This window comes from Devosia sp. YIM 151766 (assembly GCF_030285925.1).
Classification (GTDB): domain Bacteria; phylum Pseudomonadota; class Alphaproteobacteria; order Rhizobiales; family Devosiaceae; genus Devosia.
On sequence record NZ_CP127251.1, the window covers coordinates 2,587,598 to 2,600,736 of the forward strand.

Consider the following 13,139-nt stretch of genomic DNA (forward strand, 5'->3'; position numbering starts at 1 on the left):
TCCTTTTCACCATGATTTCCGGCTTCTTCGTGCACCGCATCCGTCTTGTTCCGCCCCTGCTGGCTGCCGCCTTTGCCGGCCTCCTGGCCAGCACGGTGCCGGCGCATGCCGAATTGCGCATCTGCAACCAGACCGCCAACCTCATTTCCGTGGCTTTGGGCTATCGCGCCGAGCGCGGCTGGATGAGCGAGGGCTGGTGGCAGACCCCGCCCGGCGATTGCCGCGTGCTGTTTCAGGGCGAGCTGCAAAGCCGCTTCTATTATCTGCACGCGGTGGACGATATCGGCGGCGGTGCCTGGGCCGGAGACATCTTCATGTGCTCCCGTGACGAAACCTTCACAATATTCGGGGTTGAGGATTGCCTCGCGCGGGGCTATGAGCGCACCGGGTTCTTTGAAATCGATACACAGAACCGGACCGACTGGACCTTGCAGCTGACCGAACGCGCCGGCGTTCCGAGCGTCGTCGGACCGGATCTGGAAGAAGACCTCGAAGACCCGGCCTTTCTGGTCGACCCCGACGCCCTCCCAACGCCAGACGATATGGATACGCAATGAGACGGATCAGACGCGCGAAGATCCTCGCCACCCTCGGGCCCGCCAGCCACGAGGAGAATATGATCGAGGAATTGGTCAAGGCCGGCGCGGACGTCTTCCGCATCAATATGAGCCATGCCAGCCATGAAGTGCTGCACCAGACCGTGGCCCGCATCCGCCGCGTCGAGGAGCGCCTCAAGCGCCCGATCGGCATTCTCGCCGATCTGCAGGGGCCCAAGCTGCGCGTGTGGCAATTCGCCGAAGGGTCCGTCAATCTCGTCGCCGGGCAGAAATTCAGCCTCGACAGCAATGCCGACGAGCCCGGCAATACCGAGCGGGTCTACCTGCCGCATCCCGAAATCATCGAGAATGTCTCGGTCGGCGACCGCCTGCTGCTCGACGACGGCAAGCTCCAGCTCAAGGCCACCAAGGTCGGCGGCGGCGTCATCGAAACCGAAGTCGTCTATGGCGGCAAGCTTTCCGACAAGAAGGGCGTTTCCCTGCCCGATACGCTCCTGCCCACCGGCGCGTTGACCGACAAGGACCATGCCGACCTGCTCGAAGCGCTCAAGGCCGAAGTGGACTGGGTCGCCCTCTCCTTCGTGCAGCGCCCCGAGGACATCATCGATGTCCGCAAGATCGTGCAGGGCCGCGCCGGCGTCATGGCCAAGATCGAAAAGCCGCAGGCCATCGAGCGGCTGGAAGAGATCGTCAAGCTCTCCGACGCCATCATGGTCGCCCGCGGCGATCTGGGCGTCGAATTGCCGCTCGAAACCGTTCCGGGCCTGCAAAAGCGCATGATCCGCATGTGCCGCCGCTACGGCAAGCCGGTGGTCGTGGCCACGCAGATGCTCGAATCCATGATCACCGCGCCGGTGCCGACCCGCGCCGAGGTCTCCGACGTCTCCAGCGCCGTCTTCGAGGGGGCCGACGCGGTCATGCTCTCGGCCGAAAGCGCCTCCGGCCAATATCCGGTCGAGGCCGTCGCCACCATGAACAAGGTGGCCGTGGCCGTCGAAAGCGACGCCAATTACCGCAACATCATCCGCGCCGCCCAGACCGAACCGGAGGCCACCGCCGCCGACGCCATTTCGGCGGCAACGCGCCAGGTGGCTGAAACGCTCGACCTGGCCGCCATCGTCACCTATACCGCCTCCGGCTCCACCGGCATCCGCGCCGCGCGCGAGCGGCCGATCAAGCCGATCATCGCCCTGTCGCCCAATCTGCGTACCATCCGCCGCCTCTCGGTGGTCTGGGGCATCCATTGCGTGCAGACCGAGGACGCGGTGAACCTGGAAGACATGGTCGACCGCGCCTGCGTCATCGCCTACCAGGAGGGCTTCGCCCGCCCCGGCGACCGCATCGCCATCACCGCCGGCGTGCCCCTGGGCACCCCCGGCGCCACCAATATGCTGCGTATCGCCTTCGTCCGCCAGGACGGCGCCGGATCGAGCTGAAACTGCCCAAAGCAGATAAAAAAGGCCCGCCATCCGGCGGGCTTTTTGTTTGTAGGGAAGCTTTGATGTCCATTTCGGTCGTCAGGCGTGTGAACGCGATCTTGCAGCAGGCGGGATTCGTGTAGGATCGGCTCGACAAGGCTTCGTTCATGGCAGGGAACAGCTATGCCGATCACCCAGGACCTATCGGCCACACGCTCCTTTGGAGCCAGTGTTGATTTTGGCCGCACCGCCTCCGACTATCGCGCCTTCCGGGCCGGTTTCCCGCCGGACTTCTTCGATCTCCTGGCGAAACGAGGTTGGGCGCTGCCCGGCCAAAGCGCGCTCGATCTCGGCACGGGAACCGGGACAATTGCCCGTGGCCTGGCAGCGATGGGCCTTTTAGTGACAGGTGTCGACCCGGCCGAAGCGCTTCTAGCTGAAGCGAAATCGATGGATCGGGAACTGGGCCTTGGTGTGCAATACCGCATTGGCACGGCCGAAGACCTGTCTGAAGCGAATGACAGCGTCGAGCTGGTGACCGCCGGGCAATGCTGGCATTGGTTTGACAGAGCACGAGCTGCATCTGAGGCGATGCGGGTCCTGACTCCCGGCGGGCGCGTGATCATCGCTCATTTCGACTGGCTTCCGCTTGCTGGCAACGTGGTGGAGGCGACCGAGGAGCTGATCCTTTCCTACAATCCCGCCTGGACGATGGCCGGAGGCAGCGGCATCTATCCCGCCTGGCTGCGTGACCTGGCCGAGGTGTCGTTCCATGAACTGGAGACGGCCTCGTTTGATCTGCCGGTTATTTATGGCCATGAAGCGTGGCGCGGTCGCATCCGAGCCAGTGCCGGCATCAAGGCCAGCTTGGAAACCGAGGCGATCGAGCGCTTCGACGAGAGCCTGGCGAAATTGCTGCGCAAGCGGTTCCCCAGTGACCCGCTCTCAGTTCCGCATCGCGTCTGGATCGCGACTGGCATCAAGCCGAGTGACCGCTTTCCAGCTTGAAGTCACGCGACGCCGCCCTTTCCACCCCCATAAACGACAAAACCCGCCAGCGGCGGGTTTTGCATATAGGCGCGGATTGCGGCAGACTCAGCCCTGGCGGGCCTTGAAGCGCTTGTCGACCTTGTTGATGATGTAGACCCGGCCACGGCGGCGGACGAGCTTGTTCGCGCGGTGGCGAGTCATCAACGCCTTCAGCGAGTTGCGGACTTTCATCTCTTAAATCCTCGGATCAAACAAAAGGGGCGCCAAGGCGCCCGGAAACTGGCCTCGTCATAGGGGAATTGACCCCGCCTGTCAACGCGCCGCGACAACACTTTTCCCCTTTTGCGCCGCCGTTAACGCCGGGGTGACCGGCAAGCGCTATCCTGGCGGAAAGACTTTTGCGGCAAGCGGGCCATGGCCATAGAAACCATTACCAAGCAGGGCGTTCTCATCATCGATCCGCAGCCCAATATGGCCATGCTGGTCGCCACCATGCTGCGTTCTCTCGGCCGGCGCGACATCCGCGAGGCCAATGATGCCGGCCAGGCCATGCTCGAACTGCGCCGGCGCATTTTCGATGTCATCGTGCTCGATGACGGCATTGCCGGTTCCGACGCCGTCGACCTGGTGCGGCGCATCCGCGGCGACCATAATTGCCAGAATCGGCTGGTGCCGATCATCATGATGGCCGCCGCGCCCGATGCCGCCCGCATCGCCGCCGCCCGCGATGCCGGCGTCACCGAATTCCTGCGCAAGCCCTTCGCCGCCAATCACCTGAAATCGCGGCTCGACCATATCGAAGCCAATCCGCGCGGCTTCGTCGACGCCGGCTCCTATGCCGGTCCCGACCGCCGCCGCCGCAAGCTCGATATCGGCGCAGCGGACCGGCGCGGCCGATAAGGGCGGCTGGACGGTCAGGCGGCAGCAGCCTCGCGCCGCATCCGGCGGCGCTGTTCGCGGCGCTCCATCTCGACCCGGGGATCGGGCACCGGCACGGCGGCGATGAGTTTTTTGGTATAATCGTGCTGGGGGTGCATCACCACCTGCTCGGCCTCGCCCAGTTCGACCACCTCGCCAAGATACATCACCAGGACGCGCTGCGCGATGTGCCGCACCACGGCGATGTCGTGCGAGATGAACAGCATCGAAATGCCCATCTCCTTCTGCAGGTCCATCAGCAGATTGATGACCTGCGCCCGGATCGACACGTCGAGCGCCGAAACCGCCTCGTCGCAGATGACCAGTTTGGGCCGGGTGATCAGCGCCCGGGCAATGCCGATACGCTGGCACTGACCGCCGGAAAAGGCGTGCGGATAGCGGTTGATCATGCTCGGCGACAGGCCGACCTTTTCCATCATCTCGATCACGCGGCCCATGCGCTCGACCTTGCCGAGCTTGGGGAAATGAGTCAGCAGCGGCTCGGCGATGATCGCCCCGGCCGTCATGCGCGGATTGAGCGAGGCCAGCGGGTCCTGGAACACCATCTGGATGTCCTTGCGCAGGGCCAGCAGGTCGCTGGCGGACATTTTCTGGATGTCGCGCCCCAACCACACCGACTCGCCGGACGACGCCTGCACCAGGCGGATAATGGCGCGCGACAGCGTCGACTTGCCCGAGCCGCTCTCCCCCACAATGCCCAATGTCTCGCCCTCATAGAGGTCGAAGGAGACATTGTTGACCGCCCGGAACAGCTCCCGCCCGGCAAAGAGCCCGCCCTTGCCGCGCACGGCAAAATCCACCGAAAGGTCCCGGATCTTGAGCATGGGTTCCCGCTCGCTCATACCTCGCGCACTCCGGCCATGAATTCATAGGAAATCGTCGATAGCCGCTCGACCGGCTTGTCCAGACGCGGCACCGCCGCCAGCAGGCCCTTTGTATAGGGATGCTCGGGCCGCTCGAACAGGTCGGCGGTCTTGCGATATTCCATCACCTTGCCGTCGAACATTACCAGCGTGTCCTCGCAGGTGCCCGCGACAATGCCGAGATCGTGGGTGATCAGGATGATGGCGGCGCCGAAATCCTCCTGCAGGTCGACCAGGAGGTCGATGATCTCGGCCTGCACGGTCACGTCCAGCGCCGTGGTCGGCTCGTCGGCGATCAGCAGTTCGGGGCTGCACAACAGCGCCATGGCGATCATCACCCGCTGCCGCATGCCGCCGGAAAATTCATGCGGATACATATGGACCCGGTTCCTGGCGTCGCTGATGCGCACCGCGTCGAGCAGGCGCACGCTTTCGGCCAAAGCCGCCTTGCGGCTCATGCCCCGGTGATATTCGAGCACTTCCGTCATCTGCCGCGAAATGCGCAGATAGGGATTGAGCGAGGTCATCGGGTCCTGGAAGATGATGCCGATGCGCTCGGCGCGATAGCTATTCATCTGCTTGCGCGGCAGGTTGAGGATGTCCTTGCCGTCGAACATGACTGAACCCGAGGCGCGGCCATTGCCCGGCAGCAGGCCGAGAATGGCGAAGGCGCCCTGGGTCTTGCCCGAGCCGCTTTCGCCCACAATGGCCAGCGTCTTGCCCTTGTCGAGCGTATAGGACAGGTCCCGCACCGCATGGACCACGCCATCCTGGGTGTCGAAATCCACCTTGAGGTTTTTTACTTCGAGCAAAGTCATGATCGCGGTCCTATCGGTCCTTGGGGTCGAGCGCGTCGCGCAGCCCGTCGCCGACATAGGTGAGGCACAAGAGCAGCGCCACCAGCACCACTGCAGGCGCCATCAGCAGCCAGGGCATCACCTCGGTCACCTGCGCCCCCTCCGAGATCAGCGTCCCCAGCGAGGTCTGCGGCTCCTGGATGCCGAGGCCGAGATAGGACAGGAAGCTTTCCACGATGATGATTTCGGGAATGGTCAGCGTCGCATAGATCACCACCGGTCCGGTCAGGTTAGGCACGATATGGCGCATGATGATGGTGAAGGGCTTCACCCCGCCGGCGCGCGCCGCCTCGATGAATTCCTTCTCCTTGAGCGACAGCGTCTGCCCGCGCACGATGCGCGCCATGGTCAGCCATTCCAGCGCCCCGATGCCGACGAACAGCAGCACCGGGCTGCGGCCGAAGATCACCACCAGGATGATGACGAACAGGATATAGGGCAGCGCGTACATGATATCGACGAAGCGCATCATGATCGCGTCGACCCGGCCGCCGAAATAGCCCGATACCGCGCCATAGACGATGCCGATGATCACCGATACCAACGTGGCGACGGCGGCCACGATCAGGCTCATCTGCGTGCCCTGGAGCAGCCGCGCCAGGAGATCGCGCCCGTTCTGGTCGGTGCCCAGATAATGCAGCTTGTCGAAATCGGGCGGCTTGCGGATCGCCGACCAATCGACCTGCGAATAGCCCCAGGGCAGGAAATAGGGGCCGAGAAAGGCGATGAGCACGATGGCGGCGAGGATGAACATCGAGACCAGCGCCGCCTTGTTGGCGAAGAGCCGGCGGATGGCGTCGTCGGTCAGCGAGCGCCCCTTGGGGGCGTCCAGATTGGCCAGCTTGTCGGCATAGGCCGTCAGGACCTGGTCTTTTCCTGTGATCCCGGGCATCAGCGATACCTCACCCTTGGGTCGAGCCAGGCATAGATGAGGTCGACGATGAGATTGAGGGCGAGAATGAGGAACATGTAAAGGATCACCGTACCCAGGACCAGGCCGTAATCACGGTTGAGGGCCGCGTTGATGAAATATTTGCCGATGCCCGGCAGACCGAAAATCTGCTCGACGATCAGCGAGCCGGTGAGCAGGTAGGACAGGCCCGGCCCCAGATAGGACACGACCGGCAGCAAGGCCGGCTTGATGGCGTGGCGCGCCAGGATGAGGCGCTGTCCCAGCCCCTTGGCCGTGGCGGTGCGCACGTAATTGCTGCCCAGCACCTCGATCATCGATCCCCGCATCAGCCGCGATATGCGCGCCGCATGCGGCCAGGCCAGCACCGTCACCGGCAGGACCAGATGGGCCACCGAGCCCGGCTGCCAGCCGCCGGCGGGCAGCCATTTGAGATAAACGCCGAACATCAGCTGCAACAGGCTGCCCATGAGGAAGTTCGGCACCACCAGCCCGATCATCACCACCAGCACCAGCACGTAATCGGGCCATTTATTGCGCGTCACCGCGGCGATCATCCCGGCCAGCAAGCCGATGGCCGTGGCGATGACGAAGGCCACCAGGCCGAGCATGATGCTGAAGGGCAGGCCCAGGGCCAGCAATTGGGAAACGGTGAAATCCTGAACCACCATGGAGGGGCCGAGATCGCCGCGCAGCAGCCGCGCCAGATAGAGGAAATATTGCACCACCAGCGGCTGGTCGAGATCATAGGCGGCGCGCAGATTGCGCAGGATATTGGCCGGCAGCGCCCGTTCCTGGTCGAAGGGGCCGCCAGGCGCCAGCCTGAGAATGAAGAAGCACGCCGTAATGGCGATCAAGGCCACCGGGATCGCGGAAAGCACCCGGCGGAGCGCATATGAGAGCATTTTGGCAGTCCTCGTCCGCAGCGGGCGGCACCGGCTTTGCGGTGCGCGGGCAGAGCGGCAAATGAATGGGTGACCGCCACCGCGGCGGCGGTCACCCCGATCGGATTACTCTGACTTGGACAGGTAACGGGTCAGGTGGCGATCCACGGCATTGTCCTCAAAGCCGGAAATGCGCGGGGAAATCACCCACTTGGACACGTAGTAATAGATCGGCAGCACGCCGAACTCGTCCATGGCGATCGCCTCGGCCTCGTGCATCATGCCGGCGCGGGCCACCAGGTCCAGCTCGGTCGCGGCCTGGGCCAGGAGCGCATCGTATTCGGCATTGGAATAGCGGCCGTAATTATTGCCCCAGGCAATATTGCCGCCGGCCTGTGCCGTGCCGGACTTGAGCAGGTCGAGCATGTTGGAGGCGTCGTTATAGTCCATCAGCCAGCCGGCGCGGCCGATCTGGAAGTCGCCTTCCTGGAGCGCATCATAGTGCGGGCCCACTTCGGCATTGAACAATTCGACGCGGACATGGATCGGCTCCCACATGGAGGCGATGGCCACGGCGATGCGGCGATGGTTCTCGTTAGTATTGTAGCGAAGCTGCAGGTTGAGCGGATTGTCGGCACTATAGCCGGCCGCTTCCATCAGCGCGGTGGCGTCGGCGATGCGGGTGCCGTAATCCTCGCTGGCCCAGTCGGGCATATATTGCTCGCCTTCATAATTGGCGGTGCCCGGCGGCACCCAGCCATAGGCCGGCAATTCGCCCGTGCCCAGCACGTCCGGGCCGATCACTTCGCGATTGAGGGAGATCGACAAGGCCTTGCGGACATTCATGTCCTTGAGCGCTTCGCTCTCCTGGTTCATCACGTAATAATAGACGCCCAGGAACGGGGCCACATGGGCTTCGCCCGGATATTGATCCTGCAACAGCTGATATTGATCGGCCGGGAAGCTGGAGAGAATGTCGAATTCACCGGCGCGATAGCGGTTGAGCGCCGCATTGTCGTCTTCGGTGATGTGATAGACCACCTCGTCGATCGCCACATTGGCGGCGTCGTAATAGCTGTCGTTCTTTTCCGAGCGGATGAAGGAGCCCGGCACCCATTCCACCGGCACATAGGGGCCGTTGGCAACCAGATTGTCGATCTGGCTCCAGGCCTCGCCATGCTCTTCCACCACATGCGAGGGCACCGGATAGGCGGTGTAATGGGTCAGCGCCGCCAGCAGATAGGGCGTGGGGGCATTGAGGGTGATCTCGACGGTCTTGTCGTCGATGGCCTTGACGCCGAGCTCGTCGAAATCGGTGATTTCGCCGCTATTGATGGCCTCGGCATTTTCGATGAAATGGTTGAGATAGGCGTAGCTGGAGGCGGTTGCCGGATCCTGCAGGCGCTGCGCGCCCAGCACGAAGTCCTGGGCCGTCACCGGGGTGCCGTCCGACCACACCGCATCGTCGCGCAGCGTGAAAGTATAGACCAGGCCATCTTCGGAAACGTCATAGGAGGCGGCCTGGCCCAGGACCGGCTCGCCCAGGGGATCGAGGGTCATCAGGCCTTCGATGTAATCGCTGATCGGGCGATCTTCCCAATTGCCCGAAGCCTTGTGCGGATCGAGGGTGCGCGGATCGCCGCCATTGTGCAATTGCAACGTCACCGCCGACGCGGCAGTGCTCATCATCAGCGCGAACACGCTGGCGGTCGCGACCGCCTTCATAGCTGTCGTGAACTTCATCTCGTCCCATCTCCTTGTGGAATTCTTCGATCATTAGGACCGCGCCATTGCCTCCGCGCGGTTCCGAACCCGATGGCCGCCGCTTTTTGTCGGTCGGCTGAGGTAACTGGACGGTATCCTGCTCTTCCGTCTACTGACAAGCGAAAGATTGACCTAAACGTCACCTTCATCCTTTGGAGAGATAGGCCCGAAAGCCGGGGTTTTTGAGCATCAGTTTGCACAAAATCGAGCGAGAGCAGAACTTTATGCCAAAACCGCCATGTCAACGGTTAACCTGAAAAAACATATCCTGTTTGCGGCATTGCCGCCTCATCCAAGCAAACCGCTCTCTTGTGCAAAAAAGATCAGCAGCGCCAGGCCCAGCAGCACCGCGAAGGGCACCCGGCCGGGCATGGGAGTGGCCGGCTTCCGCACCGGCGGCTCGGGAGGCTTTTCCGGGCGGCGGAATTTGACGATCTTGTCACTCATGCGGCGCTTTCCACCAAAGCCGCCACGCCCATGCCCCCCGCCGTGCATACCGAGATCAGCGCCCGCTTGCCGCTCTCGGCGGCCAGCATCTTGGCGGCGACGCCCAGAATCCGCGCACCGGTCGCGGCGAAGGGATGGCCATAGGCCAGGCTCGATCCCTTGACGTTGATCCTGGCCGGGTCGATCTCGCCCATCACCGTCTCGCGCCCCAGCACGTCGCGGCAATAGGCCTCGTCCCTCCAGGCCTTGAGCGTGCACAGCACCTGCGCCGCGAAAGCTTCGTGCAATTCGAAATAGTCGATATCGGCAAAGCTCAGCCCCGCTTTGTCGAGCATTTCGGAAACCGCAATGGTCGGCGCCATCAGCAGGCCCTCGCCATGGGCGAAGTCATTGCCGGCGACCCGGCCGGTGGTGAGATAGGCCAGGATCGGCAGGCCCCGCGCCCGCGCCCATTCCTCGGAGGCCAGGAGCACGCCCGCCGCCCCATCGGTCAGCGGCGTCGAATTGCCGGCCGTCAGCGTCCCATGGCCGCTCTTCTTGTCGAAGGCCGGCTTCAGCGTCGCCATCTTTTCCAGATTGGCGTCGGCGCGCACATTATTGTCGCGCAACAGCCCGGCGCATTGCACCAGCAGGTCGTCGTGAAAGCCCTCGTCATAGGCAGCGGCGGCATGGCGATGGCTGGCCACCGCCAGCGCATCCTGCTCCTCCCGGCCGATATGCCATTCCCGCGCCATCAGTTCGCAATGCTGGCCCATGGACAGCCCGGTGCGCGGCTCGTTGACCGATGGCGCGACCGGCGCCAATTCCCCGAAGGAAAAACCCTTGAACGCCTTGAGCTTCTGCCCGGTCGTCTTGGCCGCATTGGCTTTGAGCAGCCGGTGCTGGAATGTCGACCCGAACACGATGGGGCTGTCGGAAACGCTGTCGGACCCCGCGGCGATGCCGCTCTCTATCTGCCCGGAGGCGATCTTGCCGGCCAGCGCCAAGGCCGCCTGCAAGCTGGTGCCGCAGGCAATCTGCATCGTCGTGCCGGGCGTCCGCGGCGACAATCCCGCATCGAGCAGGGCCTCGCGGGCAATGTTGAAATCGCGCGAATGGTTGATCACCGCGCCGGCGATCACCTCATCCACCTTCTCGCCCCGGAGCCCGAACCTGTCGGCCAGCCCGGCAAGGGTGGTGCCTAGCATGGAAAGATTGGTTTCCTCCACATAGGCCGTCCCGCCCCGGGCGAAAGGAATACGGGCCGAGCCGACAATGGCAACGCGCTTGAGTTCGGTCATTTTCTTGCTCCCATCGCCAGCGTTCCGGCTCCATCGCCTCCCTCCCCCTTGAGGGGAGGGATTGAGGGTGGGGGTGTCGGAGCATCCACATATGCAGAGGTCGCAAAAACCGCAGCACCCCCACCCCTAGCCCCTCCCCTCAGGGGGGAGGGGAACGATTCCGCGCTCAATTGAAACATATCCATCCTCAAGCCCGCCCATCGGCACGGGCCTTGAGCGGGCCGCCCAGGAACGGCGCGAAGCCGGTGCCCATGATGACGCCGATATCGGCCAGTTCCGGCGAGGCGACGACGCCTTCGCTCACCACCACTTCGCTCATGTCCACCAGCGGTTTCACCAATTCGCGGCCCAGGGCGGCCAGGTCGGCATGGGGCGGTACCTGCCCCTTGATGGGTTTGCCCTTCTCCCACTTGTAGAAGCCTTCATTGCTCTTGCGGCCCAGCTTGCCTTCGGCGATCAGCCGGCCGAACCTGCTGGTTTCGGGCACGGCATGGCCCAGCTCGGTTGCCACCGACCTGCCGACATCGAGGCCCACCGTGTCCATGAGTTCGATCGGCCCCATCGGCATGCCGAAGGCCATGGCCGCCGCGTCCAGCAATTCCTTGCTTTCGCCGCGCTCGACCCGCTCCACCGCGCCCAGCATATAGGGCATCAGCACCCGGTTGACGAGAAAGCCCGGGGCCGACTTGACCACCACCGGCGACTTGCCGATGGCCTGGGCGAAGCTCGCGCCCTTGCCGATGGCCTCGTCGGAATTGAACTTGGAGCGGATCACCTCCACCAGCGGCAATTGCGCCACCGGATTGAAAAAATGCAGCCCGATCAGCCGCGCCTTGTCTTTCAACGCCTCGGCGATACGCTCGAGCTCGATGGAGGACGTATTGGTGGCCAGGATCGCCCCCGGTTTCAGCCTGTCCTCGATACCCGCAAAGATCGCCTGTTTGACGTCCAGCTTTTCCACCACCGCCTCGATGATCACATCGGCGCGGGAGACGCCCTTGCCTTCCGGGTCGGCCGCCAGCCGCAGCATGGCCGCATCCACCTCGCGCTTGTTCTTGTAGCGCTTCTGGAACAGCTTCCTGCCCCGGTCCAGCGCCGGCTGAATGCGCGCCATGTCGAGGTCCTGCAAGGTGACGCTCATGCCACGATAAGCGCACCACGCGGCGATGTCGCCGCCCATGACGCCGGCGCCGATGACATGCACGCGGGTGAACCTGGCGCCCTTGATGCCCTGTTTCTTGAGCCCCTCGGACAGGAAGAAAACCCGGCGGAGATTGGTGGCGGTCGGCGAGCTCATCAGCGGCACGAAGGCGTCCACCTCCCCCCTGATCATCGCCTGCCAGTCATCGCCGTGCTGCTCGAACAGATCGATCAGCGCATAGGGCGCCGGATAATGCTCCTTGCGCGCCTTCCTGCCGGCCTGGTCGCGCATCTTGCTGGCGACATAGCCCCGCAGGGGTCCCATCGCCATCAGCCTCTTGGACCAGGGTGCCCCGGCCGATTTGCGCTGGGACAGCACCGCCCTGCGGCCCTCCCAGCGCAGCATGTCGCGATGGCGCACCAGCTTGTCGACGAGATTGAGGCGCCGCGCCGCGCCGGTCCGCAACATCTTGCCGGTCAGCATGATCCCCATGGCATCGACCGGCCCCGCCTGGCGGATCGAGCGCCCGGTGCCGCCAAAACCGGGAAAGATGCCCAGATTGACTTCCGGGAAACCGATCCTGGTCTTCTCGTCATTGACGGCGATGCGATAATGACAGGCCAGGGCCAGTTCCAGTCCGCCCCCCAGGCAGAAGCCATGAATGCCGGCCACCACCGGCACGTTCAGCTTCTCGATCCGCGCGAACAGGGCATGGGTGCGCCTCAGCGCTTCCGGCAGAACCGAAAAATCGCTCATCGCGTCGAATTCGCTGACATCCGCCCCGGCGATGAAACCGCTATCCTTGCCCGAGAGCAGCACCACGCCCACCACTTCACCGGAACTGGCCAGGTCCTCGATCCGCGCCACCAGCGTTTCCAGCTCCATGATCGCCTCGCGGCTCAGCACATTCACCGAGGCCTCGGGCGTATGGATGGTCAGCCAGCCGATCTTTTCGAGATCGGTATGAAAGCTCCAATGCTTGGTCTCGGTTGCCTGTGGCGCGATCATGTTTTTCCTCGCTACGTTCCCCCCTTTGAAGGGAGGGAGGCGCAGGCTCAACCTGCACAATTCCAATCCGGCCCTCGGCGG

At 63.7% G+C, this 13,139-nt stretch carries 13 protein-coding genes; 4 read left to right on the plus strand and 9 right to left on the minus strand.

Annotated elements, in window-relative coordinates; translation table 11 throughout:
• Positions 1 to 11 precede the first annotated feature (11 nt).
• From O9Z70_RS12745 to O9Z70_RS12755, 3 genes are all read left to right on the plus strand, one after another.
• Positions 12 to 557 (plus strand): DUF1036 domain-containing protein, encoded by a 546-nt coding sequence (locus O9Z70_RS12745; RefSeq protein ID WP_286019822.1) that lies wholly within the window; start codon positions 12 to 14, stop codon positions 555 to 557.
• The gene (pyk, locus tag O9Z70_RS12750; protein WP_286019823.1) at positions 554 to 1,993 is read left to right on the plus strand and encodes a pyruvate kinase; all 1,440 of its coding nucleotides are present in this window, start codon (positions 554 to 556) and stop codon (positions 1,991 to 1,993) included. The genes O9Z70_RS12745 and pyk overlap by 4 nt, the downstream gene beginning before the upstream one ends.
• Positions 1,994 to 2,158: 165 nt before the next feature.
• Positions 2,159 to 2,983, plus strand: coding sequence for a class I SAM-dependent methyltransferase (locus O9Z70_RS12755; protein ID WP_286019824.1), 825 nt, complete (start codon positions 2,159 to 2,161; stop codon positions 2,981 to 2,983).
• Positions 2,984 to 3,070: 87 nt separating this feature from the next.
• On the opposite strand, the gene ykgO is transcribed toward O9Z70_RS12755, so the two are convergent.
• On the minus strand, positions 3,071 to 3,196 hold the full coding sequence (gene ykgO, locus O9Z70_RS12760; protein ID WP_046139985.1) for a type B 50S ribosomal protein L36: 126 nt from the start codon (positions 3,194 to 3,196) through the stop codon (positions 3,071 to 3,073).
• A gap of 183 nt (positions 3,197 to 3,379) precedes the next feature.
• On the opposite strand from ykgO, the gene O9Z70_RS12765 reads away from it, so the two are divergent.
• Positions 3,380 to 3,865, plus strand: coding sequence for a response regulator (locus O9Z70_RS12765; protein ID WP_286019825.1), 486 nt, complete (start codon positions 3,380 to 3,382; stop codon positions 3,863 to 3,865).
• A 14-nt stretch (positions 3,866 to 3,879) separates the two neighbouring features.
• On the opposite strand, the gene O9Z70_RS12770 is transcribed toward O9Z70_RS12765, so the two are convergent.
• The 8 genes from O9Z70_RS12770 to O9Z70_RS12805 form a co-directional block, all read right to left on the minus strand.
• Positions 3,880 to 4,746 carry an ATP-binding cassette domain-containing protein gene (locus O9Z70_RS12770; protein ID WP_286019826.1) on the minus strand — a complete coding sequence of 289 codons (867 nt, stop codon included), beginning with the start codon at positions 4,744 to 4,746 and terminating at the stop codon, positions 3,880 to 3,882.
• On the minus strand, positions 4,743 to 5,585 hold the full coding sequence (locus tag O9Z70_RS12775; RefSeq protein ID WP_286019827.1) for an ATP-binding cassette domain-containing protein: 843 nt from the start codon (positions 5,583 to 5,585) through the stop codon (positions 4,743 to 4,745). Before O9Z70_RS12775 ends, O9Z70_RS12770 begins: the two co-directional genes overlap by 4 nt.
• Positions 5,586 to 5,595: 10 nt before the next feature.
• Positions 5,596 to 6,516 carry an ABC transporter permease gene (locus O9Z70_RS12780; protein WP_286019828.1) on the minus strand — a complete coding sequence of 307 codons (921 nt, stop codon included), beginning with the start codon at positions 6,514 to 6,516 and terminating at the stop codon, positions 5,596 to 5,598.
• On the minus strand, positions 6,516 to 7,439 hold the full coding sequence (locus O9Z70_RS12785; protein WP_286019829.1) for an ABC transporter permease subunit: 924 nt from the start codon (positions 7,437 to 7,439) through the stop codon (positions 6,516 to 6,518). Before O9Z70_RS12785 ends, O9Z70_RS12780 begins: the two co-directional genes overlap by 1 nt.
• A 105-nt stretch (positions 7,440 to 7,544) precedes the next feature.
• Positions 7,545 to 9,161, minus strand: a complete 1,617-nt coding sequence (locus tag O9Z70_RS12790; RefSeq protein ID WP_286019830.1) for a peptide ABC transporter substrate-binding protein — start codon at positions 9,159 to 9,161, stop codon at positions 7,545 to 7,547.
• Between the two features lie 309 nt (positions 9,162 to 9,470).
• On the minus strand, positions 9,471 to 9,629 hold the full coding sequence (locus O9Z70_RS12795; protein ID WP_286019831.1) for a hypothetical protein: 159 nt from the start codon (positions 9,627 to 9,629) through the stop codon (positions 9,471 to 9,473).
• Entirely contained in the window at positions 9,626 to 10,909 is a 1,284-nt protein-coding gene (locus O9Z70_RS12800; RefSeq protein ID WP_286019832.1) for an acetyl-CoA C-acetyltransferase, read from the minus strand. Before O9Z70_RS12800 ends, O9Z70_RS12795 begins: the two co-directional genes overlap by 4 nt.
• A gap of 187 nt (positions 10,910 to 11,096) precedes the next feature.
• On the minus strand, positions 11,097 to 13,058 hold the full coding sequence (locus tag O9Z70_RS12805; RefSeq protein WP_286019833.1) for a 3-hydroxyacyl-CoA dehydrogenase NAD-binding domain-containing protein: 1,962 nt from the start codon (positions 13,056 to 13,058) through the stop codon (positions 11,097 to 11,099).
• Positions 13,059 to 13,139: the final 81 nt, after the last annotated feature.

Excerpts from the sequence above, each read along its gene's own strand:
- O9Z70_RS12745 (WP_286019822.1), top strand. The coding sequence starts at position 12 with ATGATTTCCGGCTTCTTCGTGCACCGCATCCGTCTTGTTCCGCCCCTG.
- pyk (WP_286019823.1), top strand. The coding sequence starts at position 554 with ATGAGACGGATCAGACGCGCGAAGATCCTCGCCACCCTCGGGCCCGCC.
- O9Z70_RS12755 (WP_286019824.1), top strand. The coding sequence starts at position 2,159 with ATGCCGATCACCCAGGACCTATCGGCCACACGCTCCTTTGGAGCCAGT.
- ykgO (WP_046139985.1), bottom strand. The coding sequence starts at position 3,196 with ATGAAAGTCCGCAACTCGCTGAAGGCGTTGATGACTCGCCACCGCGCG.
- O9Z70_RS12765 (WP_286019825.1), top strand. The coding sequence starts at position 3,380 with ATGGCCATAGAAACCATTACCAAGCAGGGCGTTCTCATCATCGATCCG.
- O9Z70_RS12770 (WP_286019826.1), bottom strand. The coding sequence starts at position 4,746 with ATGAGCGAGCGGGAACCCATGCTCAAGATCCGGGACCTTTCGGTGGAT.
- O9Z70_RS12775 (WP_286019827.1), bottom strand. The coding sequence starts at position 5,585 with ATGACTTTGCTCGAAGTAAAAAACCTCAAGGTGGATTTCGACACCCAG.
- O9Z70_RS12780 (WP_286019828.1), bottom strand. The coding sequence starts at position 6,516 with ATGCCCGGGATCACAGGAAAAGACCAGGTCCTGACGGCCTATGCCGAC.
- O9Z70_RS12785 (WP_286019829.1), bottom strand. The coding sequence starts at position 7,439 with ATGCTCTCATATGCGCTCCGCCGGGTGCTTTCCGCGATCCCGGTGGCC.
- O9Z70_RS12790 (WP_286019830.1), bottom strand. The coding sequence starts at position 9,161 with ATGAAGTTCACGACAGCTATGAAGGCGGTCGCGACCGCCAGCGTGTTC.
- O9Z70_RS12795 (WP_286019831.1), bottom strand. The coding sequence starts at position 9,629 with ATGAGTGACAAGATCGTCAAATTCCGCCGCCCGGAAAAGCCTCCCGAG.
- O9Z70_RS12800 (WP_286019832.1), bottom strand. The coding sequence starts at position 10,909 with ATGACCGAACTCAAGCGCGTTGCCATTGTCGGCTCGGCCCGTATTCCT.
- O9Z70_RS12805 (WP_286019833.1), bottom strand. The coding sequence starts at position 13,058 with ATGATCGCGCCACAGGCAACCGAGACCAAGCATTGGAGCTTTCATACC.